At 42.6% G+C, this 26,862-nt stretch carries 24 protein-coding genes and 1 pseudogene; 11 read left to right on the top strand and 14 right to left on the bottom strand.

Translation table 11 applies throughout. The annotated features are described in order from the left end of the window. Window positions 1-34 precede the first annotated feature (34 nt). The 4 genes and pseudogenes from M886_RS17525 to M886_RS17890 all read right to left on the bottom strand — a co-directional run. The gene (locus tag M886_RS17525) at window positions 35-1,186 is read right to left on the bottom strand and encodes a hypothetical protein (protein WP_053228893.1); all 1,152 of its coding nucleotides are present in this window, start codon (window positions 1,184-1,186) and stop codon (window positions 35-37) included. A 392-nt stretch (window positions 1,187-1,578) separates the two neighbouring features. Beyond that, window positions 1,579-2,019 carry a GNAT family N-acetyltransferase gene (locus tag M886_RS12350; RefSeq protein WP_235203950.1) on the bottom strand — a complete coding sequence of 147 codons (441 nt, stop codon included), beginning with the start codon at window positions 2,017-2,019 and terminating at the stop codon, window positions 1,579-1,581. 104 nt (window positions 2,020-2,123) lie between these two features. Further along, entirely contained in the window at window positions 2,124-2,270 is a 147-nt protein-coding gene (locus tag M886_RS18925; protein WP_167333149.1) for a hypothetical protein, read from the bottom strand. Between the two features lie 908 nt (window positions 2,271-3,178). Next, window positions 3,179-3,316, bottom strand: a pseudogene (locus M886_RS17890) (DinB/UmuC family translesion DNA polymerase); the annotation flags it as partial. 311 nt (window positions 3,317-3,627) lie between these two features. Between M886_RS17890 and M886_RS12340 the strand changes: the two are divergent. The 3 genes from M886_RS12340 to M886_RS19530 all read left to right on the top strand — a co-directional run bounded on the left by M886_RS12340 (window position 3,628) and on the right by M886_RS19530 (window position 7,785). Next, on the top strand, window positions 3,628-4,347 hold the full coding sequence (locus M886_RS12340) for a CDGSH iron-sulfur domain-containing protein (protein ID WP_235203949.1): 720 nt from the start codon (window positions 3,628-3,630) through the stop codon (window positions 4,345-4,347). Between the two features lie 897 nt (window positions 4,348-5,244). Next, the gene (locus tag M886_RS12335) at window positions 5,245-7,428 is read left to right on the top strand and encodes an amylo-alpha-1,6-glucosidase (protein ID WP_053228892.1); all 2,184 of its coding nucleotides are present in this window, start codon (window positions 5,245-5,247) and stop codon (window positions 7,426-7,428) included. 63 nt (window positions 7,429-7,491) lie between these two features. Continuing rightward, window positions 7,492-7,785, top strand: coding sequence for a glutaredoxin family protein (locus M886_RS19530; RefSeq protein ID WP_084685083.1), 294 nt, complete (start codon window positions 7,492-7,494; stop codon window positions 7,783-7,785). Window positions 7,786-8,025: 240 nt separating this feature from the next. Here the strand turns inward: M886_RS19530 and frhB are convergent, their stop codons facing one another. The 4 genes from frhB to frhA form a co-directional block, all read right to left on the bottom strand. After that, the gene (frhB, locus tag M886_RS12325; protein ID WP_048051266.1) at window positions 8,026-8,901 is read right to left on the bottom strand and encodes a coenzyme F420 hydrogenase subunit beta; all 876 of its coding nucleotides are present in this window, start codon (window positions 8,899-8,901) and stop codon (window positions 8,026-8,028) included. A 10-nt stretch (window positions 8,902-8,911) separates the two neighbouring features. After that, on the bottom strand, window positions 8,912-9,688 hold the full coding sequence (frhG, locus tag M886_RS12320; RefSeq protein ID WP_235204027.1) for a coenzyme F420 hydrogenase subunit gamma: 777 nt from the start codon (window positions 9,686-9,688) through the stop codon (window positions 8,912-8,914). Window positions 9,689-9,761: 73 nt separating this feature from the next. After that, the gene (gene frhD / locus M886_RS12315; protein ID WP_175413375.1) at window positions 9,762-10,241 is read right to left on the bottom strand and encodes a coenzyme F420-reducing hydrogenase, FrhD protein; all 480 of its coding nucleotides are present in this window, start codon (window positions 10,239-10,241) and stop codon (window positions 9,762-9,764) included. A 5-nt stretch (window positions 10,242-10,246) separates the two neighbouring features. Then, a complete protein-coding gene (gene frhA, locus M886_RS12310; protein ID WP_011034943.1) occupies window positions 10,247-11,614 on the bottom strand; it encodes a coenzyme F420 hydrogenase subunit alpha in 1,368 nt (455 codons plus the stop codon). A gap of 784 nt (window positions 11,615-12,398) precedes the next feature. On the opposite strand from frhA, the gene M886_RS12305 reads away from it, so the two are divergent. Beyond that, a complete protein-coding gene (locus M886_RS12305; protein ID WP_048040377.1) occupies window positions 12,399-12,692 on the top strand; it encodes a hypothetical protein in 294 nt (97 codons plus the stop codon). A gap of 59 nt (window positions 12,693-12,751) precedes the next feature. On the opposite strand, the gene M886_RS12300 is transcribed toward M886_RS12305, so the two are convergent. After that, window positions 12,752-13,927 (bottom strand): glycosyltransferase family 4 protein, encoded by a 1,176-nt coding sequence (locus tag M886_RS12300; RefSeq protein ID WP_235203947.1) that lies wholly within the window; start codon window positions 13,925-13,927, stop codon window positions 12,752-12,754. Window positions 13,928-13,947: 20 nt separating this feature from the next. Then, a complete protein-coding gene (locus M886_RS12295) occupies window positions 13,948-14,460 on the bottom strand; it encodes a glycosyltransferase (RefSeq protein WP_080925761.1) in 513 nt (170 codons plus the stop codon). A gap of 61 nt (window positions 14,461-14,521) precedes the next feature. Here M886_RS12295 and M886_RS17880 point away from each other — a divergent pair. The 3 genes from M886_RS17880 to M886_RS12275 all read left to right on the top strand — a co-directional run bounded on the left by M886_RS17880 (window position 14,522) and on the right by M886_RS12275 (window position 17,342). Then, a protein-coding gene (locus M886_RS17880) for an IS630-like element ISMma17 family transposase (protein ID WP_152557995.1) occupies window positions 14,522-15,533 on the top strand; the annotation gives its coding sequence in 2 pieces (ribosomal slippage) (window positions 14,522-15,006 and window positions 15,005-15,533; 1,014 coding nt in all). Between the two features lie 76 nt (window positions 15,534-15,609). After that, complete coding sequence (locus tag M886_RS12280) at window positions 15,610-17,103, top strand: MBL fold metallo-hydrolase (RefSeq protein ID WP_052732160.1); 1,494 nt, start codon at window positions 15,610-15,612, stop codon at window positions 17,101-17,103. A 2-nt stretch (window positions 17,104-17,105) separates the two neighbouring features. Then, the gene (locus M886_RS12275) at window positions 17,106-17,342 is read left to right on the top strand and encodes a DUF3006 domain-containing protein (RefSeq protein ID WP_048045800.1); all 237 of its coding nucleotides are present in this window, start codon (window positions 17,106-17,108) and stop codon (window positions 17,340-17,342) included. Between the two features lie 219 nt (window positions 17,343-17,561). Here M886_RS12275 and M886_RS12270 read toward each other — a convergent pair whose 3' ends face one another. The 4 genes from M886_RS12270 to M886_RS12255 all read right to left on the bottom strand — a co-directional run bounded on the left by M886_RS12270 (window position 17,562) and on the right by M886_RS12255 (window position 23,020). Beyond that, on the bottom strand, window positions 17,562-18,083 hold the full coding sequence (locus tag M886_RS12270) for an IS1096 element passenger TnpR family protein (protein ID WP_160173167.1): 522 nt from the start codon (window positions 18,081-18,083) through the stop codon (window positions 17,562-17,564). An 88-nt stretch (window positions 18,084-18,171) separates the two neighbouring features. Further along, window positions 18,172-20,481 (bottom strand): EcoAI/FtnUII family type I restriction enzme subunit R, encoded by a 2,310-nt coding sequence (gene hsdR, locus M886_RS12265; RefSeq protein ID WP_048051264.1) that lies wholly within the window; start codon window positions 20,479-20,481, stop codon window positions 18,172-18,174. Between the two features lie 2 nt (window positions 20,482-20,483). Next, a complete protein-coding gene (locus M886_RS12260) occupies window positions 20,484-21,566 on the bottom strand; it encodes a restriction endonuclease subunit S (RefSeq protein ID WP_048051263.1) in 1,083 nt (360 codons plus the stop codon). Then, the gene (locus M886_RS12255) at window positions 21,563-23,020 is read right to left on the bottom strand and encodes a class I SAM-dependent DNA methyltransferase (RefSeq protein WP_048041126.1); all 1,458 of its coding nucleotides are present in this window, start codon (window positions 23,018-23,020) and stop codon (window positions 21,563-21,565) included. The genes M886_RS12260 and M886_RS12255 overlap by 4 nt, the downstream gene beginning before the upstream one ends. A 239-nt stretch (window positions 23,021-23,259) precedes the next feature. Between M886_RS12255 and M886_RS12250 the strand changes: the two genes are divergently transcribed. The 4 genes from M886_RS12250 (at window position 23,260) to M886_RS12235 (ending at window position 26,601) form a co-directional block, all read left to right on the top strand. Beyond that, a complete protein-coding gene (locus tag M886_RS12250; protein ID WP_048051262.1) occupies window positions 23,260-23,931 on the top strand; it encodes a flavodoxin family protein in 672 nt (223 codons plus the stop codon). Window positions 23,932-24,052: 121 nt separating this feature from the next. Then, the gene (locus tag M886_RS12245; RefSeq protein WP_048051261.1) at window positions 24,053-24,859 is read left to right on the top strand and encodes a DUF169 domain-containing protein; all 807 of its coding nucleotides are present in this window, start codon (window positions 24,053-24,055) and stop codon (window positions 24,857-24,859) included. A 321-nt stretch (window positions 24,860-25,180) separates the two neighbouring features. Next, the gene (locus M886_RS12240) at window positions 25,181-26,023 is read left to right on the top strand and encodes a fumarate hydratase (protein WP_048040392.1); all 843 of its coding nucleotides are present in this window, start codon (window positions 25,181-25,183) and stop codon (window positions 26,021-26,023) included. Continuing rightward, a complete protein-coding gene (locus M886_RS12235) occupies window positions 26,023-26,601 on the top strand; it encodes a FumA C-terminus/TtdB family hydratase beta subunit (RefSeq protein WP_048041977.1) in 579 nt (192 codons plus the stop codon). Before M886_RS12240 ends, M886_RS12235 begins: the two co-directional genes overlap by 1 nt. The last annotated feature ends 261 nt before the right edge of the window (window positions 26,602-26,862 follow it).

The following is a 26,862-nucleotide window of genomic DNA, read 5'->3' as shown; positions in this document are numbered from 1 at the left end:
AGTTACAAAACGCATATTGTCTACAATTTACTAATTAAGCAGAGTTCCCTCTACTTTTCTCGAAATTTAATTTTGAAACAAGGTCCCTTTTTAATTTTTTTAATCCTTCTCTATCATTTCTGTATAAAATGTATCTGTGATGCCTTAGGTCAAAAGGTATATCATTACTATTTTGGGTAATTGGGAGTACAGTTTTTCCTAGGGCGTGTGCAACTCCTGCTTCGTAAAAAACATTAGAGTTCTTACCCGTAAAATCTACAATTACAATTGAGGATCGGAAAATTAGCTCAAAAATATCCTGAATTATCGCGCTATGGTGCCAAAAATCATCTGCTTTGTGACAAGACATACCAATTTCATAGCATGCTTCGTTTATGCATCCATATACGCTATCAAATTCTTTTGAAAAAGATATCATTACAGATACACAATTGGTTACATTCGATTTTTTAGGAACTTCAAAAACAGAAGGTGAAAATGTTATCTTTTTATGCAAACTTTTAGAAGCGGAAATAAAAGTTTCCTTGACTTCACATAAGATTATTTCTCCTGTATTTTCGTTCCTCTTAATGGCTAAATCATGGGGCTCTAATATGTGATTCACTTCATTAATAGCATATTTAAAAGCCCATTCCTTATACTCTTCAAGTTGAACTACTTCATTTAAAATTATGATTGCAGTTTTTTCAGAAACTTGGACTATAGTATTTGCGGGGTCAGTCTCAACAGTAATTAAAGGAGTTATTTTGCTTGTATCCTGAGATTCTTCGATTATTATCGGAACGATATCCCCTGTATAAATAGGCTTTTTGAAAATGTGCTTTTTTAATATCTCAATTTCGCGTTCTCCTAAATAGAGTTTAGTATCTTCTTTTATCATACCTTCTGGGAGAGCAAGGATAAGCTTTTTTGCTTCAGGGACTTCCACTTTTTTGATGGTTATCGACTCTCCGTCTGTAACACCTGCATTTTGCTGGATGAAGTGATCAATTCTCGCAGTTTCCTTATTTATATCCTTAAATTTCGTTCCCGCTACCACTGCTGTGGTTTTTTTCTTTCCCATTATCTCAACAATATCTCCTAGAGCGAGATCAGCATTGACTAAGATCTTTGGACTAAGCCCGATAAGTCCTCTTCCTACATCGGAAATGTATGCCTTTTCAACTTTTAACTGTACTTCTTTCATTGATAACCGTAGAAACAAAGTAAGATCTTACTTTTATCTTTTTCTAAAACTATTCAGGTTTTGTCTTCGAACTCATAAAAAGGGTTTTTTAATTTCTGTGAATTCTTCAGAACTATATAAGATCTAAATGGAAAAGACACCGTAAATCCCTGTTTAAGTTTTTACTTGACGATTCTTCTTTTTTTCTAGCACCCGCTCGATATCTGCTCACTTCATAAGCATACGGGCGTGGAGGGAAGTTTTAAGATAAATTAAAAAAGAAATTTGGAAACTAAAAGCTATAAGAAAAACAATAACGATCTTTGGTGCAAAAAATGTCATATTAAAAAGAAACAACGGTTTATCAATTTTTTATTGAGTATGCAGAAATATCACGAGGATTCACTTTATTCTCAGCTTGATTTCTCAAGCTTTAATTTAGCAACAATCGGCTGCATGTTAAGATACATAGGAGAGAAATCTTTTTTCTTATTTTTCTCTGCAAGCTTGAATCCATATTTTTCATAGAAGCCGATTGATTCTTTTTTCGAATCTACAAGAATGTATCTGCATCCTACGCTATCGCAAATTGATAACGCTTTACCTATCCCGGCAAATAACAGGTATGTGCCTACTACTCTTCTTTCAAATCTCGAGTCTACTGCCAATCTTGCAATTTTAATTCCCGGATATTTGCTGTACTTATAGCGCTTGAGTCCGTCTGATACATATATTTCCTTAGTTCCTATTGTATCTGTTGCTAAAGTAATATATCCTGCGAGTTCACCTTTCCAGGAGCATAGACTCGTTTTACTGATCAAATCTTCCTGATCGTTAAAAGCATCTTCTTTCAAAAAATCACTTAATTCAGGACTTGCACAACTAAAAGAAGAAAAGTCATTGCTTTCATTAAGAGGAAAGATAGTAAGTTCAGAATTTGGAATGATAGAAGACAAACTCAAAACCTATTTTTATCATATATCTCTTTAGCTTTTTTGAAAATCTCTACCATTTCATCGGTCACTACAGGATTCTTTTCATTTTTCATGAATTCTTTTGCATCCTCTCCTTCAAGGACAAGCCCGAACTCAATAGGTTTCGCCATAATAACTTCCTCTGTTTATGTGATTTAATAATCTGTTATTATACTTATATATCCCTATTGATAGATAACTCCTGTTCTGGCACCGTAAGGTGAAACAGCTGTACTGAAGTAACAGGTCTGCCAGCAACCGCACGCTATCTGCTCACTTAATGAGCATGCGGGAGTGGAGGGAAGTTTAAAATAGTTATTTAAAAAAGATTTGATAATTCCTTCCGAGTTAGTAAGGCGCTGCTAGATCTTTACACCTCTCTCCCATTTTTCACCGTTGAAATTATTACCGTTATATCCGTGTATGACAGTCTAAACAAATGTTTTTACAATAAAAATTTAATTTCAAGACCCTCTCTAAGCTGGTTTACGATAACAGTTTATTATTAATATACTCAGAGTTATGAATAAATACGGAAAAATAGATTCCAATATGGATACAGTACTTGCATTCATAATAATAAAAATAGTGTGGGTAAACCAGAAAGTATTACACCACGATTTGGCATAGACATTGTAAAACCATGAACTGTTATACATATTATACAGATTATAAAAAAATAGCGGGATAAATAAAGCAAAAAACAATTTTAAGTAACTCGATTTACTCATACAGTATCTTTCTTTTCTTGTCATCCTACAGTATAAATATAAAATAAATAATACAAATAATGCTACAATAACAATGTAAACAACCGGTATCCCATATAATGTTACAGTATGACTCATTGTTACAGCATGACTCGTAACTTCTATTTCTCCTGTACCGGAACCAATGATTGCACTTTCATTGTTCACGCTTCTTTATATGTTTTAAAAAGTTAAAAGATTTTTTGTTTCACCCAGCACTATCAGGCTTGATAAACTTTATTTTATCTCCGGTGGAGAAATGAGATTTAGAAATCCATAATCATCTGTCTCTAATCCCTCTCCCTCAGCTTTGAAACCCTTACACTTACAAGCATTATTTTTTGACTTCCAATAAACTCAGAAAATAGTTGCATGGCTGTTCTCTTAATTACGAAGATATCTGAAGTCCAGACTGGAATAGTCTTTGAGCGTGTATATTGGAAAAATCATCGTAACAAAATTCTGGTTGTTACAACTTTTACCTTTGTTCGATTCCTACCTCCTTTGAAAGCACTTAAGGAAATGAGACGTGTCTTAAAACCGTCAGGTGGTCTGATAGCTATCTAATACGTCCACAGCGGTAATCATCTATTGCCTGATTGGAGGACCTGACCAATCCTAGAACACGCTCTCTTATTGGATACAGTATAAATCGGAAAAACATAAAAATCATCAAAGATGCGAACAGTCAGACTAAATATCCAGTACCGCATTATAAGAGGTAATGGGGATTATGATTATGGCAGGTAATGAGAAAGAAATGAGGATTAAGATAATCAAAGACGGACCGTATCGGGTTACGGGTGGAGTGCCGCTTTTAGAACAGGTAATTGTTACAGACGACGATGACCACACCAGAGAGTTGATTGATATAAAGGAATATCCCCGGCGGGAAGCCTATATCTTATGCCGCTGCGGCTCATCCGGAAACAAGCCCTTCTGTGATGGGGCACACCGTAAGGTCGGTTTTAACGGTAGCGAAACAGCCAGCAGAAAGCCTTACCTGGAAAAGGCGGAAACTTTTGAAGGTCCTGATCTAAAACTCACTGATGTCTACGAGCTCTGCGATCATTCCCGTTTCTGCCAGCGTTCTGGAGGAATAAGGGATCTCATACAAAAATCAGACGACCCGGAAGCCCGACAAACCGCCATAGAAGAAGCCATGATCTGCCCGTCGGGGCGGCTGGTCCTGTGGGACAAAAAGACAGGCAAACCCTTTGAAAAAGGATTTGAGCCGTCTATTATACTGGTTCACGACAAACAAAAAGGTTGTGAAGGCCCTCTCTGGGTTCGAGGCGGTGTCCCCATTGAATCTGCAGACGGCAGCATGTACGAACCCCGGAACAGAGTAACCCTCTGTCGCTGCGGGAAATCAGAGAACAAGCCCTACTGTGACGGCAGCCACTGGATGAACAGCCAGCAGAAGCTCGAATTCAGAAAGAAGTGGGGTCTGGAATGAGTAAGTTAGTTGATTCATAGAAATTCTTGATAATGTTTTTCTGCAACACAATTTTTGCTTAGCAGGGGGGCTGTGAATAAAGTTATCGATTCTACTTTTTTTCTTTTTTCCATAGGTCGCCCGATATCTGCTGCTTCGCAGCATGCGGGCGTGGAGAATAATTAATAGAAAGTTTGAATATCTAACATTAAAGCTGTGTCACTTTTCGAATAGACTCTAATTGTGATAGCCAAATGGCTGAATTATAGAAATGGCATCATCTAGGGGATGAGAACATATCTCATCCCAGTATTCAGCTAGACAACGCCGAATAATTTTCATAACAAAAAAAGAAAAGTTTAGGCGTAAGAATCCCTTAACGCCTTATAAATTCCGAAATTCCTGCGCTCCTCGCGTGTCTTCCGGTTCTTGTCAATTTTTTCCTTTGCGAGCTTCGTTAAGAACTCAAGGCCGGGCTTGAATCCTTGATGCGCTTCATCTCGAAAAGGTCTAAGAGATTCTGTGTAATCTACAGAGTTAATCTTCTGAGCGGCTTCAAAGATAATTAAAGATTAATGAAATTTATCCCATATTTATGAAAACTACAAATCTCCAGTAATTCATCAGGCAAGCTATGAGTATTTAAATAAAGATTCATAAATTAATATTCATAATAATTATCTTATAAGTTTTTACCCGGAACTCATATTCAGTGATTCAGGTTATAATAGTTAGAAGCGTCGCACAATGGGGAAGGTGCCAGGCGCTGAACCATAACCGGTTAAATTCTGCGGGTCCGAATCATTATGAGTTTATCAGGGGCTATGGGCGGAATATGTTTCGGAGAATCTAATGAAAAGAACCGTCCGTGGGCTGAAACTACTGTATAAAATTGGGATTGGGTTATGAGGAATTTGCATGCCGGAAACTTCTGACCGAGAGGGAATCCGCGAAGCGTGGGACATATACAAGAAGCACACCCTGTCTACCAGCATTATCAATGAGATGGTTATACGGGACAATGAGCTGACGTTCATAACGCAGGAGCATGGTGAGATACCTGTTACAGAAAATTATGGGTATGGTCTCTATTACCACGATTGCAGGTATTTGAGCGGTTTTCTCATCCGACTCATGAATACGCCTCCAACGCGGGTCCTGTCCAGTGATGAGAAGGGGTTTAGATCGACTCTCATGGTTACCAACCCCGAAATGAAGGATTGCACTGGCACCACAGTCCCTAAAGAAACGCTCCTCGGCACCATCGCCACAGTCATACCAGGCTGCGTCCGGCAAAGCCATACCATCCGAAACTTCAACACGTTCCCGGTGTCCTTAAACCTGACTTTTGAGTTTGATGCAGATTTTGCTGATATGTTTACCATCAGGGGAATATACCCGCCAACTGCTGCGAAAGTGCTACCAGTACGGTACGATGGTAAAAGTCTTTACTTCTCCTACGAAGGAGAGGATAAGCTTTGTCGCAACACGATTATAACATTTGAGCCATCTCCCACGAGGGTAGAAGAGAAAGCATGCACCTTCGAGCTGAAGATAGCCCCCCATGAGTTACAGACAGTAAACTTGGAGGTTTCTGTCGAGGAGTTCAGGCCCGGGCAGGAACCGGAGCGACCAGTGAAAAATCCCGACCAACGAATGAACCAGATCATGAGATCCTACGTCGCAACCCTTGAATGCTGCGACTACATACCAACCAGCAACAACATTTTCAATAGCATCCTATCTCGTTCACTGGCTGACCTGAAGATGATGCGTATGAGCCTTAAAGGACATGCGTTCCACTCGGCAGGGGTACCGTGGTACGACGCACTATTCGGGCGGGACAGCATCATTTCGGCACTCCAGATATTGTCTCTCGAGGCTGGGTTGGCAAAAAGCACACTGCTCGTGAACGCAAAATACCAGAGCAACATACTGGGTGACTGGAGGGACCAGGAACCCGGTAAAATGCTTCACGAACTGAGGTTGGGCGAGCTGGCTAATCTGAACCTGATCCCACAGACACCGTATTACGGCACTGTCGACGCTACTCCTCTGTTCCTGATCCTCCTGACCGAATACGTGAACTGGACCGGGGATATCGAACTGGTCAAGCAGCTGGAAGGCAATGTAGACCAGGCACTGAAATGGATCGATATCTACGCCAACACGGAAGGAAATGGATTTACCTATTATGCAGTGAAATCCCCGCTGGGCATTTACAACCATGGCTGGAAGGACTCACCCGACTCGATTAGCCGTTCAGATGGAACCCTGGCAAAACAACCGATCGCTGTTGCCGAAGTTCAGGGATACGTGTACATGGCAAAAAGAGGGCTTGCACCGCTGCTCAGGCAGCTGGGCCGGAAAAGTGATGCGTCCAGGCTGGAAAAGGAGGCAGGAGAACTGAAAGAGAGATTCAACCGGCATTTCTGGATGAAAGACAGGAAATTTTTCGCCCAGGCACTGGATGCGGAAGGAGTATGTGACGTGATATCGTCTAACCCGGCGCAGTGCCTGTGGACAGGAATCATCGATCAAAAATACGTAAAATACCTGGTCGACAGAATCTTCAGAAACGACATGTTCACAGAATGGGGCATTCGAACGCTGTCCTCAAAAGAACGCCGGTACAACCCACTGGGGTATCACAACGGCACTGTCTGGCCGCATGACAATTCAATCATTACCATGGGCTTGAGAAAACATGGGTTCATCAATGAGATGTCCTTATTGTTCACGGGCATGTACGAGGCTTCCAGGGCTTTCGAGGGTTACCGTCTTCCGGAGTGCTTCGCCGGGCTTTCGCGCTCGGAATACGGCATCCCCGTGAAATACCCGGTAGCCTGTAGCCCGCAGGCGTGGGCTTCTGGAACCATACCGTTTATGCTCACAGCCTGCCTGGGCATAGCTCCAGACGCCCTGAATAATCGGCTGATCATCAATAAACCCCATCTGCCTTCGTGGCTTGACAATGTGCAGTTCAACAACGTGAAAGTCGGAAACACACTGACCGATCTGAATTTCAGGCGGGTGGAAGAGGATACGCTGGTCAACGTATCCAAGAAGAGCGGGGACGTCAATGTGCTCATCGAGTATTAAAGATCCCAGAAAATAAATGGAAAAAATTGAAGGAAACAGAACTAAAAATGGAATCAGGAGAACATATGGCAAAAGTATCAAGCAAAAGTATCAATCTACATCATAAGCACCTGCCCGGTATGCCGGAAAACAAAAGAATTTTTTCGGGGCAGAGGCATACCATTCGATTTTGTAGATTTTGATCTCGCCAGCGAGAGAGAGCAGGACAGGATAGCTGCCGAGATGGTGAATGGCACCTGCGATACAGGCTTCCCGTTCATCAGGATCGGCGATGCTGTGGTCATCGGGTTCAGTCCAGAGAGGTTTGAACAGCTTTTGAAATCGGAGAATCTCGAACAGGCGGCCAGCCAGGCTTAACGAGATGGTAATTATTGCAGGAGACAATGGCCTTTTTACAGGTTCATTGAGAATTGTCGTTTTATCCCTTCTACAAAAGCATGATAGGGGCACAGGCAATTTCAAGCTTGTTTCCTTCGGGACAGTCGCCTCGCAAATATAAAAAGCCCGCTTCTCATATTCCGCAGAATGCAAAAAGGTGAGTCCATCCCCGTATTCTCTGCAGATAACCCGAATAATTTCAACAATAAAAAAGAAAAGTTAGGCGTAAGGATCCCTTAACGCCTTATTAATTCCGAAATTCCTGCGCTCCTCGAGTGTCTTCCGGTTCTTGTCAATCTTTTCCTTTGCGAGCTTCGTTAGGAGCTCAAGGCCGGGCTTGACATCCTCGATGGGCTTTGTCTCGAACATGCCGTCTGCGACCGCCTTCGACCAGACTTCATTACCTTTTTTGGTGCGAATAAAGACCGTGGACCATCCGTCCGGGCTTCCGACCGAACCGGTTGAGATGTCGGCAAGGCTGGAGACATAATCGAGGCAGACGTGGCAGCCGGGCTGCTCGTACTTGTGGGTCGCCTTGAGGGGGACAGTGGAAACGTTCCCACGCTCGGTGTGGACCCAGAATTTGCCTTTTGTAATCTCCATTTTCTTTACGGAGCCGAGGCTCTGAGCCGCATGGTCCTCTACAATGGTCTGCAAGGACTTGTAAGGGAAATTTTCCATACAGAAAAGCCCTACAGTGAGTGCGACCTTACCTGGGACGTCCCGCATGTTTATGGGATAGAGCTGAGCTTTCCTGACAGCCTGCATCTGGCAGCAGACGCCTGTAACTCCTACTTTGTCGAGGCCGAAAGAGCGGGTCGCTTCTTTGAGCCAGGCGATCTGGGGGCTGATGCTGTACTTTGTTCCCCGTGCCTTGAGGATATCTTCGCGGCTCATTGCAACAATCGGTCTGGGCTCCCAGGGACGGTCACCCTCACCTGCTACAATTGTCCCGTCGATAATTCCTTCCTCGAGGGCATAAACCATAAGTGCAGTGGCAATACCGCCGTCCTGCGCTTTCTTGAGAATCTCTTTGTCCGTGCTCCGTGCCGAGACGCAGGTGATGTATTTGCCGAGATATGGATCTGCAGTCATCTCTCTCACCTCACTTAAGAGCCTCAGCGATTATCTCGCTGATGTCCTCGAATTCATCAATCACTTCGAAATTGAAGAACGACCTCGGGCAGGCACCATAACAGGAGCCGCACTTGATACAGAGGTCACGTTCACCCTGCGGTTTCCCGAACTCGTGGGTTATCGCCCGCACCGGACAGGCTGCAGCACAGGTCCCACATCCCATGCAGAGGCCCTGGTTGATCACTTCGGTCATAAGGTCGCAGAAGCATCCACTTGTACCGCGTTTCGCAAGGTCCATGAGGGGCTTCAGGTACCTGCCAGCAAGAGCCTTCTGGTCCTCATCGCCTTCGAGGAGCATGTATGCCATTACAGCAACGTTCCTTATGAGCTCCGGACTCGGGGGACATCCCGGGATGTAGACATCCACGTCTATGAGGTCCCCTATAGGGAGGAAAGACTCGTGCTGGGGCTGGTTATGCTGCCCACCGCGGCTGAACCTTGTTATGTTCCCATAGCATGCGCAGGAACCGAGGGCTACCACAATCTTTGCTTTCTCTCGCGTTTCCCTGATCTCTTCCACAGATTCATGGTCCTGAATGCAGACCGATCCCTCGACGAGCGCCACGTCCATCTCAGGAACATGCCGGACGTCTGCAAGCGTGAGGCTGTAGACGAGGTCGGCGTAGTTGTCCAGTATCTTGATGAATCCCAAGTTGTTATCGGCAGTGGACACGAGGCAGCCTGTACAGCCGCTCAAGTGCACATGCCCGAGCTTGATCTTGTTTGCCACTGGTTTTGCCTCCATTGTAGCTTCCATCTTCTTCTCCGTCGCAACCTGGGTGGGCTTGCCTTCCCCGCCAACGGTCTTCTTGATGGAGTTAAGCATTTCCATAGTTCATCCTGATTTCCTTTATTATCTCGGATACAGCTCCGGGAATGGCTCTCTGTACCTCATCTGTAATCCCGATGTCCATCTCGGGGGCAGAAACGTATTTTTTCTGGCACACAAGGACCCGGATAAGGATATCGTCCTTAATGCACTGGAGAGGCTCGGTCAGGTCCCAGGAGTGTGCATCCAGATAACTGCCTTCCGGGAGTTCGTCAACAGTAAGCCACCTGAGCTCACCTGGTTCTCCCCCGAAGTCCGCTATGTCAACGATGATAAGGGCTTTTGTGGACTCGGGGTTAAGGAGAGTAAAGACGAAATGCGGCCCACCGAGTCCGGCATCAACAACCGTGACATTCTTCGGGAGCTCCATGCCCTTGAGCCTCTCCACTACTGCAGGTCCAAACCCGTCGTCCGCATAAAGAGGATTGCCACAGCCTGCCACCACGATCTCGGAGTACAGCTTATCCATTTCCTTCACTGGATGATCCTCTGAGCTACTATCCTGTTCTTCTCGTCTACCACAATCATGTGGGTTGCACATGATACACACGGGTCATAGGCACGGACAACCATCTCTGCGATCTGCCAGGGAGCACCCTTAAGACCGCGGCTGCAGGTTGGGAAATTCCATGTGGTAGGTACAAGCATTTCATACCAGAGCACACGCCCGTCCTTCACCTTTGCAAGGTGGATATCAGTCCCACGTGGAGCTTCGTTAGCTGCCCAGCCCATAGACCCGTCTCCCTGGGGGATGTGGTCGGCAATAACCTTACCCGAGGTGTCCAGGTCATCAAGGCACTTAAGGATGGTATAGAGGCAGTCCGGGTATTCCATCTGCCTGGCGATGTGCTGGGCGAAGGTGCCCTTCTCGTTAAAGTTCTTGAAGGTAGCTAGCCTTGCCCTCGGACCGACCTCAACCGGCTGACCGTCGTAAGTCGGAACACTGTTGCACGCCTCCATCTGGGGGTTTGCTCTGGTTCCGGCTTTTGTTGTGCCGCCTATCGGATAGTTCGGGTCCTCGAGATCGATTGTCACCTCACCCATATACCATTCCCATGGCCGGGTCTCTTTCCACCTAGTGACATCCCATGTGGGGTTTTCATCAAGGCTGGATGAGCCGTACATAGGAGACGTGGCCATGACACCCTGGTTATGATACCCGAGCGTTTTTGGAATCGGGATATTCTGGCCTCCCACAGTAACGTATTCACGGTTCTGCATGTCCCTGATAACATCGAGCATAAATTCCATCTGCTCGTGGACAAGAACAAGGCCTTCTTTTGCCAGGTCAGCTATTTTCTGCTTTGCCCGCGGACTCACATTCTGGTACATCCCTCCGATTCTGGGGTTGGAGGGGTGGATTGCCTCGCCGCCTGCGATAGCTGCAATGGTCTGTGCGATTTCACGGATGCGGAAGATTCTTGTCGCAACGCTCCTGAAAGGCTCCTCTTTCGAGAACGGGTTGATCTTCGTCTCCGTCCCGGGGATATAAAAGTCAGGGAGTATCAGGATGTTGTGCAGGGCGATGCTGTGCAGGCGGTTTGCGGCATGAAGAATTACCCTCAGAAGTTTTGCATCCTTGGGGATCTCGCAGCCGATAGACGCCTCCATTGCCTCGATGCTCGCCAGACAGTGGGCGACGGGACAGATTCCGCAGACCCGAGAGGCAATCTTCGGGACCTGTTCCATCGTCTTGCCTATGGCGAGCTTCTCAACACCCCTGACAGGGGTGATAGAGAGCCAGTCTCCTCGCTCGACTATACCCTGATCGTTCACCTTCAGGGTAAGCTTGGAGTGCCCTTCATGTCTCGTGGTTGGAGAGATCTCTACAACTTTCGTCAATGGTATTGCCTCGTTTTCGATTAGATGTTCTCGTATCTTCTCCTTTCAGAGAGTCACGATTATAGCGATATAGTATTAAATTCAGGAAATTCGGGTTCAGGTCAGGACCTTCATCTGATAAAGCACTCCATGTGGAATGCATCCCTTCCTTACTATTTCAGTCTCCGTCAAATTACGGAATTTCCGGTAAGGATGTAGGCCTGATATATTAAAAATATACCAGAAACATGAAGCAAGAATGAGAATTGAAGTTAATCGTCATCCATTGCCTTAAATGTCTCTTCAATAAAATCACTTCAAAAAAATATCTGTTCATATATAAAATCTTCTATATTTAGCCTGGTTATGAAAATTTATGAGAACATGGGAGATATTAAGCCCTGCTCACATAAATATTTATATAAAAAACAGAAAATAATTTCTGAATATAAAGAAAATAATTTCTGAATAAGGGTCGGTTCAGCACAGGACTACAAACATGTCTACTTAAGGATATAGACTGCCAGCTCAACTTCTCAATACTGTTTTATCGAAAATGATTTAGAAAACTTTAAACCTCATAAAAAACCATATTTAAATAACGTCACAGGCACTGTCCTTGAAAAATGAGAATTGAAAGATGACCTGAGCTGAATTCAGAAATGCATCTGCATTTTACTGGGGCTGAATTCAGGAAGATATGTCTGCATTTTAACTGATATATGGTCATTGTTGTGGCTATTTTAAATAGATCGTCCAATCTGACGAACTGAATTATCTACGTATTGTGCAGGGGATTAGAATCATGCAGGACGCAAAACTGATCAAGGTAATTGCAGAGTATCTCGCTAAATGCGCGGAAATACATTCAAGAGGCGAACCAATACCACCTGAGAGCCTGGAAGGTTTTACGATTGATATTGTAAGCTGCCTGGACGTGGTTGATATAGGTGATATCGGCAAGGAATTGGTCCCACTGAAGAGAGCACGTACAATTATCAAACTTGCAAGGCGTGAATTTGAATGGCAGCTGGACAATATGGAGCATCCGGAAGACTGGGAAACCTGCTTGCGGAATGCAGCTTCCGGAAATGTATAAGGCTTTTGAGAAATTGCCTAAACTACCTTAAAGTAAATCAAACTGACAGTGCTACGAATTTAATGTAAGTTCGAATCAATTTTATATATAGAACCGAGTTGGTTCTCAGGGTCTGATTTACTCTGTAAGTTACTTGAGGTTTGCTGATTTTGATATAGCATCATGTTATATAATAATTCATAATCTTCAGCAACTTTATCCCAGGTTCTGATCTTATTGCTTAATGGACCTACCTTTAATTTATTTTCGTAAATATCCAGAATTAACTGGGCTAATTTTCTAGAATCAGAAGGGCAATCAATTCCATAACACCCAATTTCATTGGTGAATTCATTTAATGCAGTACTATTTGATACAATACAGGGAGTTCCCTGGGATAATGCTTCAGCCACAACAATACCATATGCTTCTGATTCCGATAAAAGTAAAAAAATATCCGAACCTTTTATTTCTTGAATCAGCTCATCTCTTGGAAGGAACGGCTTAAAAATGACATTCTCTGTTAATTTCAATCTATTAGCCATCTTCAGTAACGTTTTTTTCTCAGGTCCTTCTCCAATAATGGTAAGTAAAACTTTTTCAACTCCATAATCATAAATCAAACTATTTAAGCCACTCAAAAGGTAATCAACATTTTTTCTCTTTATAAGGTAGCCTGAGTAAACCAGTCTAATGTTATGAGTCACATTGCAAGGTTTTATTAAATCAATACTATCTACACCATGTGGTATTATTGAAATTTTGTCTGGGCTGACATCAAACATATGAGCAATATTATTAGCTTCAAAATTAGAACACGATGTAATATGAGTTACAGATTTGAAAATGCGAACTCCGATCTGAGTATATATATTCCACAGGTAATTTCCCGCTAAGGTGCTCTTTGCAACGTCTAAATGTGGAGAAAATATGATAGGTAGCCTGTCATTTAAATATTTTATAATGAGTATACACTGGAAAGAAAGTAAACTGTGAACTCCATGTATATGAACAACATCAGGAGCTATTCTATCCTGGTAATTTTTTAAATATGAATGGAGTTCGGGATTAATACCCATTAAATAATTTTTGCAGATGGATGGAATTCTAATTATTTTAAAGTTCTCATAAATCTCTTCATTATCAAGGTTTAATGGATTTGATTGTACAACAATGATTTCATGGCCCATTTTTGACATATTCCTTGCAATCTCTCGGACTGTTTTATTTATACCTCCAGGAGCTGTTGTTTCCATATAATTTATCATAAGAACCTTCATTGATTCTCAGCTCCTATTTTCTCTTGAAATAACTCATCCTTTTTTTTTGAAAACTTGTCCTGCTCTTTTAGAAATTCACAATGCTCTTTTAAGAATAAGTCGTCATACTTTTCAGCAATTGAATTCCAGGAATAGAAACTAGTTACCCTTTCAAAAACGCCTTCTTTCAAATTTTCGTATTTTGCAGAGTCTTTTTCGATTGATGCAATTATATCTAGTATTTCTTCCGGGCTATTATAGTAAAAAACATTATCAAGGCAAACCTCTCTATTATATTTATTATTGTGAGCTATTATAATATTTTTCATAATCATTGCTTCCAGAAGTGAGGGATTAGTCCCTCCTGCTGAATGACCATGAAAGTAAGCAAAACAATTTTGTCTAAGCATATTTAGCAAATCTTTTTTGTAAATTCCACCAGTAAATATAATTCGGTCATGTCCTTTATGTCTATCAATTATGTTTTTTACAAACGATTCATATTTTTTACTTAAGAAATTCCCCGTAATATAGTGACCCTTCTATATAATGCAACATTTATATAATTGAAGTAATTATATTATTTTAATTATGAGTTTGGAAATGTTTACTACTTCTGATGTTGCCACAGCTATCTGTAGTTCCTGTGACAAGAATGAGAAGTTAAAACTTCAAGCGTTGCTGTTAGTTAAAAATGGTTTGAGTCCAGCTAAAGTTGCAGAAGATTTCTCAGTTCATCGTTCAACAGTTCATCGTTGGATGAAAAGAGCTGAAGAAGAAGGTTTGTCCAGCCTTAAATGTAGACCTGGTCGAGGAGTAAAGTCTTTTTTAACTGAAGAGCAACTTTCTGTGTTAAAGAAAGCATTATCAGAGCCAATACCAACAGATGATGGCTTTTCTCGTGGTTGGCAAACTAAGGATGCAATTCAATTTGTCAGAGAGAAATTTGGAATATCTTATTCCAAATCAAGAATGAGACAAATTATTAAAAATTTAGGATTTAGTAGAATTACATGTAGACCTCAATCAAAAAGACGAAATCAGGCATTAACAAACGAATTTATTGCTGAAATCAAAAAAAAGACTCTTAAATCCTGACTATTTATTTGTCACTCAGGATGAGAGTAGTTTTTATTTAGACTCAAACAGATCAAAATGTTGGGCAAAAAAAGGCTCTAAGCCTATTAAATTTATAAGTGGTTCAAAAACAAAGATCAATATTGGAGGATTCTACACTGAAAACAGAGACTTTTATTGGTATGATTTAGGGATTAAAAAGAATACAGACTCTTTCTTAAAATCATTAATAAAGCTTAAAAAAGACATAGGAAGAAAAATATTTCTTCTACTGGACAGAGCAACATGGCATAAATCGAAAAAAGCAAGAGAATTCTTTCAAAATAACAAATATTGGTTGCAAATATTACTTTTCCCTCCAGCTACTCCAGATAGGAACCCAACGGAATATTGTTGGAAAACGACAAGAGAAGAGTTAACGTCAATAAAATCATTCAAGAATCTTAAAGTATTAAAGGAAGAACTAGATGAGTTTTGGGAGAAGCATGTATTCACGCACAAGATGTCGCATTATTTAAAATGGTGACTATAAAAGGCAGCTTAATATAAAATCTATTTATATTGTTTGGTAAAAAAGTAGGTAAAAAACTGGTGTGATTGGATTGACGAAATCAGGAAAGAAGTCAGGGAATAGTTTATTACGCTGGATTTTTGGCATAATATTTGTTATTATAGTTATCTTTGGAGTAAATGCCGGACTGAAAGACGATCAGGCGGCTGAAGAGCCCCTGCAGGGCGCACAGCAAGCAGGAGAGGAAAATCTGGCAGATACTCAGGTTCACGCTGAAGAAACAGAATCAAATCAGGACAGCGGACTTGAAGAAAACAATCTGACAGATAATGGTCCCGTTACCAGGGAAAACCCGGGAATAGGGAATCTGACAGTTCATTTTCTTGACGTCGGTCAGGGAGATTCCATCCTTCTGGAATACAATGGAAAGACTATGCTTGTAGATGCAGGAGAAAGGGATAAAGGAAGAGTTGTTACGGCATACCTTCAGGATCAGGGCATCTCCGGCATTGATTATGTTGTTGCAACTCATCCCCATTCTGACCATATAGGAGGCATGAATGAAGTACTTAACAGTTTCCAGGTTAAGCATTTTGTTGACAGCGGCTTTCCACATACCTCAAAAACTTACGAGAACATGCTGACCACCATTGATGAAAAGGATATTCCCTTTGAAGTAGCAGAGGAAGGTAAAGAGATCGAGTTTGACCCTGCCGTGGATGTTGAAATATTTAACCCTGGGCCGGAATACTCCGATGACCTGAATGAAAACTCAATTGTGCTCAAAGTAAGCTACGGAGAAACTTCATTCCTGCTTATGGGAGACGCAGGGCTTGAAACCGAAGAGAAACTCATGGGTGCAGGCTACGACCTTGATTCTGATATTCTTAAAGTAGGACACCATGCCAGCCGGTCAGGGAGCGGAAAAGCCTTTATTTCTTCCGTAAGCCCGGAAATCAGCATAATCGAAGTAGGGGCAGGCAATGATTACGGACACCCCCATGAAGAAGTCCTTGAAAGGCTGCAGAAAGCTTCCAGGGTCTACAGGACAGACCTTGACGGCACAATTGCAGTTACAACAGACGGGCCAACCTGTACAGTAATTACTCAGAAAACCGGGTCTGGAGAAGTGGTCACAGGAACAGGAACTTCAGAAAATGGGGCTGACAGCCCTTCAATTCCGATAATAACCAGAGAAACAGAATCAGAAGAAGTTAAGTCCGAAGAGGCTGGTGAGCCCGGAACAGGGACAATCTCCAGCTCTGCAGACCATGCAGTCTATGTCAATAACCTGAACCTGAAGGACGAATGGGTAGAGATTAAAAATAGAGGTTCTTCACCTGTTTTATTGGAAGGATGGAAAATCGAAGATGAAGGTAGTAAACACACCTATACTTTTTCTTCTTATACTTTTTCTTCTTATACACTGGACTCTCAGGCTACTGTAACTCTGTATACAGGAATGGGCACGGATACATCGAGCGAATTATACTGGGGGTCGGAAAGTCCTGTCTGGAACAATGACGGAGATACAGCATATCTTTATGACAACATCGGGAATTTGATAGCTGAACTGGAGAGATGATAATGGAAACTTTCAAGGTTACTCTCGACAGAATAGAGGGCTGCACCGCAGTATTGCTTTTAAGGGGTGACGAATCAATAAAAATTGACGTCCCTCTTTTTCTACTGCCCCAGGAAAGCAAAGAAGGGGATATTCTGAACATCAGCATTGAGAGAGACGTTCAGGAAACGGAAGCAGCTAAAGAAAGAGTATCAGCTTTACTTGAAAAGCTCAAAAACAAAAATAAGGGGGCTGAATAATACTATCTCTCTTCCTCCGAATGAAAAAGAGTTCTCAAAAGTATGGCCATCACAGCTTACACGGGTACGACTTCCCAGTAGTTTTACGAGCTTCTTAGTAGTCTTTCCGCTATCTTTGAAGTTATGGGCTATATGGGCTATCGAAATGCAACTTAAGTTTTTTGGCTAAAGCCAGCCGGCAGCTATTCTCCATCAGGAGTTATGCGAAGAAACGATTCCTTATTCATCGTCTTCATCAGGGTACTGCGGAGGACTTTTTCTCACTTTCTTTGTGATCTTCGGATATTTTCCTTTTCCCGAATAATCCTCAATTGCTGTGACGTCTATCTGATGCAGCCAGTCATCCCCGAAATCGAAGCGGTAACCAAAAGCCCGTCCCGCTTCCAGGCCCAGGGAATCAATAGTTGTGGTGCGGACGTCTCCTGCCATTTCCTCATCCTGGCCCCGGAACTCCACTTCCGCTGGCAGAGAGTAGACGGCAGACCTGTCATCCGGCCCCACACCAAATAAAAATTCATACAGGTGCTCATCGAAGCGGTCGAAAGCCTTGAAGATGGCTTCGTGGAGATTTTCTAAAGTCTGCTCCCCCCGGATCTGGACGGTGCGGGAAATAATCGTCCCTTCAAACTCGGCACACATAGGCCCTCCCATCAGGTAGACGACCATAGTGTATAGTTTGGAAGGAGTTTTGCCTCTGGCATCCTCCTCCGAGACCTTATTATTCTTTTTTCCTGGAGGCATATTCATTAAAATTGGCGGCGCACCAGATATGTTTTACTGAGAAACCGATTTTCCTTGCGGTTAATTTTACATCTGTCCTTCCATCAGATCATGCGACAACCGGTGCGTAAAGGTATTCTTGAAATCCAACAAATAGTTCTTTTGTTTTGGTAATCCCGCCCAATACTGCCGTAGCATCGCTTATTGAATGGTATTTGAGTTCAAGAAGTCCGGGCAATTTATCCTGGCTGAGTTCTCCTACACCTGTTTCTATATATTTTGAGAGGACAAAATCCAGAAACTCTTTTTGCTTCTCATTTAACCCTTCAAAAATTCTGGACTGAGCCCTGTTTACACGGGTTTCCCTTGTGACTGGTTGCAGGGCAAAAGCAACATATTCCAGTACATCAAACAAATCGCTTTTTTCAGCATCTATAAGCTTTTGTAGTGTTGTGAGCTCATCCATACCGTACCCTGCTCCGGTAAGTTTTTTAAGGAATGCGCTGCGTGTCATTGGATTAGACCAGATTGTACGAAGCTCATTTTCATCCTTAAAGAATTCTGGCAAAATACCGAACAGGTTTTGTAAAAATTCCTGTGCTGAAATAGGTTTGCCGTCTGCACTCCAGAAAGAGGTGGAAATCATGTGCTGGATCTCACGCTCTTTGCCATCACGCAGCTTTATCTTAAGCATTTTCTTTGCCTTTTTATCATCCTCTTCCGACGAAACATATGGTTCTTTCGGATCTTTTACTTTTGTCGGCAGCTCAGGTTTTGGCTTAGGTTCCATCGGCTCACCGTCCCATTCCGGATCGGCAAAATGATGGTGAGCTTTTACAAAATCATAAATGGTGAAATATTCTTTTCCATCGAACAGACGTGTGCCACGCCCAATTATCTGTTTAAACTCAATCATGGAGTTTATCGGCCGCATGAGAATTATATTTCGGATGTTTCGGGCGTCAACACCAGTAGAAAGCTTTTGTGAGGTTGTGAGAATAGTTGGAATAGTATTTTCGTTATCCCGAAATTTACGCAGATACTCTTCTCCAAGAGAACCGTCATTAGCAGTAACACGGACACAGTAATTAGGCTCAGTGCTATCCTTATATTGATTGACCAGATCCCTGACTATCGCTGCGTGAGTTTGAGTGGCGCAGAAAACAATACCTTTTTCCTTCTGATCAATTTCAGAAAGAAATATCTTCACTCTATATGACTCATGTTCTTTAATTTCGATGATTCGATTGAAATCTGGCTCCGTATAGAGTTTCCCCGCTTCGACTTCACCTTCAATGACCAGGTCATCCGGAGTGTAAACATACTCATCGAATGTGCTTTCGATCTGCTTTACTTTAAAAGGCGTGAGAAAACCATCGTTAATACCTTCTTTTAGTGAGTAGATGTATACCGGCTCACCGAAATATTTGTATGTATCTACGTTGTCATCGCGTTTGGGCGTTGCAGTTAAACCAAGCTGGACTGCAGGAGAGAAGTATTCCATAATGCTTCGCCAGTTGCTTTCATCATTTGCGCCTCCTCGATGACATTCATCAATGATAATAAAATCAAAGTAATCTGCAGGGTATTCCCCAAAATAAGGCGTATTTTCCGGTCCGCTCATGAAGGTCTGGAAAATAGTGAAGAAAATGCTGCCATTAGTCGGCACACTCCCTTTTTTACTGATCTCTTTAGGAGTGATTCGGACAAGCGCGTCTTCCGGAAAGGCTGAAAAATCGTTAAAAGCCTGATCTGCCAGTATGTTTCTGTCTGCTAAGAACAGAATCCTTGGCCTGCGCCTGCCATCACGATTCAGGTTCCATCGAGTTTGAAAAAGTTTCCATGCTATCTGAAAAGCGATGAAGGTCTTGCCTGTACCGGTTGCCAGGGTAAGAAGAATACGCTGTTTTTCCCCGGCAATGGCAGCCATTGTGTTGTTGACTGCAATTTCCTGATAATAGCGGACGTTTTTTGTGCCGCCCAAATTTTCAAACGGGACACGAGAAAAGGTGTCCCTCCAGTGACTTTGAGTGGCAAACGTCTTATTCCACAATTCATCAGGCGTTGGAAACCTATCAACTAATCCTTCTGCACCTGTTTTCATGCAGATCTGATAAATTTCTTTGCCATTGGAAGAAAAGGTGGTTTCAATGTACATTTTTTCGGCATAGTTTTTAGCCTGTGCAACACCTTCGCCTACTTCAAGCTCGTCACTTTTGGCTTCGATAACTGCAATTTTGCGGTCTTTATACACAAGTACATAATCAGCTTTGAGAGGTTTGGCGCGTTTCCCACCGGTCTGAATTCTACCTAAAGTTATATAGTGTTCCCGAAGGATTTTTGAACCTTCGACTACACCCCAACCGCTTTCAATAATCTTTGGGTCGATGAGTTCTGCCCGGGTCTGCGCCTCATTCATGGTTATGCACCTGTAAGTTCGCCGTTAAAGGCTTTCTGTAACACGGATTTTTTCAGTTCATCCAGCGCGGCTAGTTTTTGCTGATAGATTTCTTCAAGCCTTTTGGTTTCAGAGGAAAGAGCGTCGAGTTTGGCGACGATGGATTGTTGTTCAGCGAGGGGAGGATAAGGAATGATTATCGAATTTAAAGCAGATTGGTTTAATTTTGGTTGTGCAGTACCCGTGATATATTCATCAAGTTTTATTGACGCAAAAAACATCTCGACGAACTTTTGGGTTACCATATTTTTGAATCTTAAAATATGGGCATGATTATTGACCCAGATCTTTCCAGAAACAGAAAATGCTATCGGTGTTGATCGTGCAAGTAAATTTGCTCCATCTTCAGAAACTAAAAGAAGCTCTTCATCAAAAATATACTCATCAACGTAGTCAACAATTCCCGATGCTCCATAGTATGGATATATCCCACTTTTACGTTTATTTTTAGTAATAGGGACTCTTTTATTGTCTAGGTTTTCCGAGATTTCATTTAATGTTTTTTTATCCCAGTCATCTCTTGGATTTGTATAAACACTTTGAAGATACGACTCAAAAAGCTCTCGGGAATTTTGCAGATTCTTTTCGGCGTTTTCTTTTACCTTGTCGATGGCGGCAAAAGTTTCGTCCAGAATATCAACGATGCGTTGCTGTTCGGTGAGCGATTTGGGAATAGAAATAATTTCTTCGTGAACATTATTTCTGTTCAAAGTTGGAACGCCAGTTCCACTACTATACTTCTTGAGATCAATTTGTGTCAACAAATAATATACAAACCGGACATCATTTTTATGAAAATCTTTTATGTAAAGAACAGTATTCAATGGCCAAAAGTCATCTTCAATGTAAAATACATTCCCAATACTTCCGCTTCTGCCTGTAACTACACCGGGTGCTTTTACTTTCCAGATTTCATGAGTATCAATAATTCCGCTTGAACTTACTAATGGGAAATTGCCAGCAGTCCTTGAGTTTTTAGGTAGATCGAAACCCCTCTGGAGAGTACAAACTTCCCCAAGCTTCTTCATTTCCCAATTCTTGTTCATACCAACCCTCGGATCACATTCAAGATCTCTGCACTTTCCTCATCCAGTGCCTGAATTTCGTCCAGAATCTCCTGCGGGTCACGTAGCACTGTTTCATCCTTTTTATGAGGATTCTTTACCGACAGGTCATATGTGGTTTTGTCCACATCAGCAATTTTTACCGCCCAGGAGTTTTCGGAATCGGCTTTTGTTTTCTGCAACTCCACAAACTCTGCCAGATCGTTTTCGTTCAGAGGGTTGGTCTTGCCGAGGTTTCTATCAAGGTTGAGCTGGTAAAACCAGATATTTCTTGTAGGTGCGCCTTTTTCAAAAAACAGGACGACTGTTTTAACTCCTGCACCTGTGAAAGTGCCGCCTGGTAGATCTAACACAGTATGAAGATTGCAGCTTTCCAGCAGCATTTTTCGCAGGCTTACGGATGCGTTATCAGTATTTGATAGAAAAGTGTTCTTGATTACTATACCAGCTCTGCCGCCTGCTTTCAAAATTTTTATGAAATGCTGGAGGAACAAAAATGCGGTTTCACTGGTTTTGATAGGGAAGTTCTGCTGCACCTCTGCTCGTTCTTTGCCGCCGAATGGAGGATTGGCAACTATGACATCGTAACGGTCTTTTTCCTGAATATCAGAAATGTTCTTGACAAGGGTGTTGGTATGCACAATATTGGGAGCTTCAATGCCGTGCAAAATCATATTCATGATGCCGATAATGTAGGCAAGAGACTTCTTTTCTTTACCGTAGAATGTTTCTTTCTGGAGAATTTCCAGATCTCTGGTGTTCAGGTCCTTGCTCTGTCTCATATATTCAAAGGATTCCACAAGAAAACCTGCTGAACCTGCAGCCCCATCATACACTTTGTTTCCGATTGATGGTTTAACTACCTTAACAATTGTTTTGATAAGAGGACGAGGGGTATAGTATTCGCCGCCGTTTCGGCCGGCATTGCCCATGTTTTTAATTTTGTCTTCATACAGAAACGACATTTCATGTTTTTCAGCCTGGGAACGGAAGCGAAGTTCGTCTACCAGATTCAGTACTTCACGAAGAGTATACCCACTTTGAATCTTATTTTGTAACTCGCTGAAGATCTCTCCTATCTTGTATTCGATAGTATCGGCTTTCTCGTGATAATCGACTTTGAACTTTCTCAAATAAGGGAACAGCTTGATATTTACAAAATCTCTCAGGTCATCGCCGGTAAGTGCTTTATTATGATCAATTTTCTCGTCTGCACCTTTGGGAACGGCCCATGTTTCCCATTTGTACTCGGGGCTGATAATGCACGTATAAACCTCGCCCTTCAAATCTGCCTTATCTTTGTTATCTTTTTCAAGATCGTCCAGATATTTCAAAAAGAGGATCCACGAAGTCTGTTCCACATAATCAAGTTCGCTACTGCAACCTGCATCTTTACGAAGGGCATTATCAATATTTTTAAAAGTTTGTTCAAACATCTATTATCGTTCCGTTATCCATTTTTCTGCTTAGCCGACGCTCTTGGCTTTGCTCAGAAAGAATATCTCGAATATGTTAGGGGTAAGAGTTAATAAACAGTTCGCTTTCCTTACGTTTCCAATTACTTAGGATTCTGCTAACAGCTAATGAATAAAAATTTCAAGATGTATAACAAAGTTTTAATCAAATACAGTACTCTTATTTTTACAAATTTTTGAAAATTCAGAGAGGGAAATCCATGAAAATAGTCGGTATATCATCAAGCCCGAGAGGTAAGAACAGTAATACATTAAAGCTGCTGGATGCAGTCCTTGAAGGAGCAAAAGAAGCAGGAGCCGAAGTTGAGTCTATTGATGTTGCAAAGCTGAATATAAAATACTGCATAGCATGTGACAAATGCCATAAAAAAGGCGAATGCTCTATAAAAGACGACTTCCCAGCTTTACTGACAAAGTTACTGCAGGCAGACGGCGTAATATGGAGCAGCCCCAACTATATAACAAACGTGACCGCCCAGCTCAAAACAGTCTTTGACAGATGTCCTCTTGTCATCCATGAACAGCTCTTTGAAGGAAAGTACAGCATGTCCTTAACAACTGCAGGCGGAAATGAAATTGATTTTATCCTCGATATTATGAACAATTTCACAATACAGTGCGGAGGCTGTTCCATCGGAGGAGTGGGCTGTTCAATGTCCCAGGGTCCTGGAGCGGTTGAAGCAGCAATTGAAAAGTCGCGTGAAATGGGCAAAGACCTCGTTGAAGCAATAAAAGAGAAAAAGAAATACCCAGAGCAGGAAGCAAGGCAAAAGGCATGGAAAGAAGGGTTTAAGTATTCTATACTTGCCAATAAAGACCACTGGACTCATAATTGCGATTACTGGATGGAAAAGGGCTGGATTAAAGAGTAAACCAGAAATAAGCAATGAAAACAATCATTATACTAAAAAAATCATTATGCTAAAAAAATCATTATGCGGGAAATAAAACTGAAAACAATATTTTCAAAGCAAATCAGGGGAAAGTGATGCAATGGGGAATGCTGCAAAGTTAAGTGTTTGTGAGCTGGGAAAAAAACTCGCCGAAGCCGGCAGGCTGCAACTGCGCCCTCTTTGTGTATATGCCACGGATGAAGTGCCGAAGGGTGCGGTTCCGTCGTATACTGTAGACCGCTGTGTGGCAAAGGCGGTTTACATTTCCGCCTTCTTTAATGAGACGCCTCCTCTCTACGTTGAAGCCGGACACGAACAGTGCTGCGCCGGCGGACTGGTATGGATGGGGCTTGCTGAACCACACCCGAAGCTAAAATACTTCGTAACTGTCGGGACTCCGGACTTCCATGGCGGAGCAGCTGAACACTTAAAAGCAACCCCGGAATTGTTCGATGAGCAGAAAGAACGGGCAGGGAAAATCACTCCTTACGGTAAATACACAATCATTGCACCGTGTACTGATGATGTTCCACCTGAAGCTGTTAGAGCGTTTATCCTGTTTGCAGGCTGTGAACAGATAAGAAACCTCTGCGGGCTTGCCCAATTTAACAACTCAGACCCTTTTTTCAGGACAGTAATACCCGGAGGGCCTATCTGCACCACAATGGTTGCTTTTCCGGCAGGCATGGCAGAAAATGCTCCAGAAGACTCGGCTTTTGTGGGACCTGTAGATCCGACAGGAAATCCCTGGCTACCTCCTGAGCTGATGATTATGGGCATACCTGCAGGGCTTGCACAGCAAATGGCATCCAGCCTTGAAGAATCTTTTATATGTAAAAGGAGCAGAATAGCTTATCCTGAGAACCGTGTAAGTATAAAACCATACATTGAAGGCGTAAAGAAGTAAGAATGAAAATAGGGATTAAAAAGATCGGGGATGCGTAGATAAAAAAAGTGTCCGGATAAAAGCCTGTCTTAAGTAAAACCTGTCCTGAACCTGTTCTGAACCTGTTCTGAACCTGTCCCTAGCCTGTTCTGAACCTGTCCTGAAAAAGCCTTTTCGAATATATGGGACAGGAATTTATTTAATTAAAGAGCCGGTCCTCAGAAGGTAAGGAATCTAATCGCTGGTGTCAGGAGTTAAAAACACTTCTCATGCGACTATTTTCTATCTGCCTTACCTATCTCATAATTATCATCAACCCATTTTATCCATTCTGGTGGTTTTTTGTCTTCAAAAATAAGCCGTGAAAACTTTATCCGGTCTATTGCAGACCTTATTAGAAAAGCAGAAATTGAACTTCCCGATGACGTCGTGAATGCGCTCAGGAAAGCTGAATCCATAGAAGAAAATCAGGTTGCAAAATCCCAGCTCCAGGCAATCCTTAAAAACATTGAGATTGCTAAAAACCACGGGGTCCCGATGTGCCAGGATACGGGCATCATGATCTTTTTTGCCGAGCTCGGGACTGAGTTTCAGCCAGGTTTTGACCTTGAAGCCGCGGTAAGAGATGCAGTTGCCCTCGCAACCAGGGAAATTCCTCTCCGCCCCAATGCTGTGGACCCATTGAACAGAAATAACAGCGGAAATAATACAGGCTCAGGAATCCCGGATATTCACTGGAAACTCGTGCCCGGAAAGCAACTGAAGATCACGGTCTCCCCAAAAGGTGCGGGCTCGGAAAATATGAGTGCACTCAGGATGTTTAACCCTACAGAAGCAGGCAGTATCAAGAATTTCGTGCTTGAAACCGTGATTAATGCAGGCGGGATGCCCTGCCCTCCTCTGACCCTGGGGATAGGGATAGGAGGCTCTTTTGACAAAGCAGCCAGGCTTGCAAAAGAAGCTCTTCTTGAGCCTCTGGATGCACCCATGAACGAGCTTGAACAAGAGGTCCTTGAAGCGGTAAACGCTCTTGGAATCGGCTGTATGGGGCTTGGAGGCAGCACAACCGCTCTTGCAGTACACATAAAAACAGCACACTGCCATACAGCGTCCCTTCCTGTTGCCATAAACATCCAGTGCTGGGCGAACAGGCATGCTTCAATAGTATTCGGGGAGGAAGAATAATGGAATATCACCTGCAAACTCCACTTAAGTTTGAAGACATTGAGAAACTCAACGCCGGAGACATTGTTTATATCTCAGGGGAAATCCTGACCGCCAGAGATGAAGCCCATGCCAGGATACTCGAAATGGAAGAAAAAGGAGAAGAGCTCCCATTTTCACTCGAAGGAGCAGTAATCTATCATTGCGGCCCTCTCATGCAGCAGACTGAATCCGGCTGGAAAGTAATATCAGCAGGACCAACGACCAGCGGCAGGATGTCAAAAATGACCCCGCCTCTCCTGAAAACCCACAAAGTCCGTGCGATTATCGGAAAAGGCGGGATGAAAAACGTTGCAGATTCACTTAAAAGCTGCTGCGTCTACATCGCATACACCGGAGGATGTGCAGCCCTTGCAGCAGAGCTGATAAAAGATGTAAAAACCGTCCACTGGCCTGACCTTGGCATGCCTGAAGCCGTCTGGGTTCTCAGGGTTGAAAAATTCGGGCCTCTTATTGTAGGAATTGATGCAAAAGGGAAAGACATTTTTTCAGAGGTAAGAGAAAAAGCAGAGAAAGTCCTTGAAGAGCTGCAAAAATAAGATCTGCTTTCAGCCGGTTCAGTCTAATCGGGTTGGTTTTATAGGAAGAAGCGTAAAACCTCGAAGTCTTTAGCTTCGTGAGATATAAGCGTCAACTTCCAAACTGTTACCCGTTATAGATTCTGTAAGTTATTAAGTATCTTCAAAATGTTTTTAATATAGATTTTGCTGTCACCACAACCTCACAGTTCCTAAGAACGTTGCCGAATTTCAAAGCGAAAACCAAGCGAGGTAACGTTTGAACATCGGGGAGTTGGATAA

Origin of the sequence: Methanosarcina soligelidi (assembly GCF_000744315.1) — an archaeon.
GTDB classification, from domain to species: Archaea; Halobacteriota; Methanosarcinia; order Methanosarcinales; family Methanosarcinaceae; genus Methanosarcina; species Methanosarcina mazei.
Note: the sequence above shows the minus strand (reverse complement) of the source record. Positions and strands in the feature narration are given on the sequence as shown.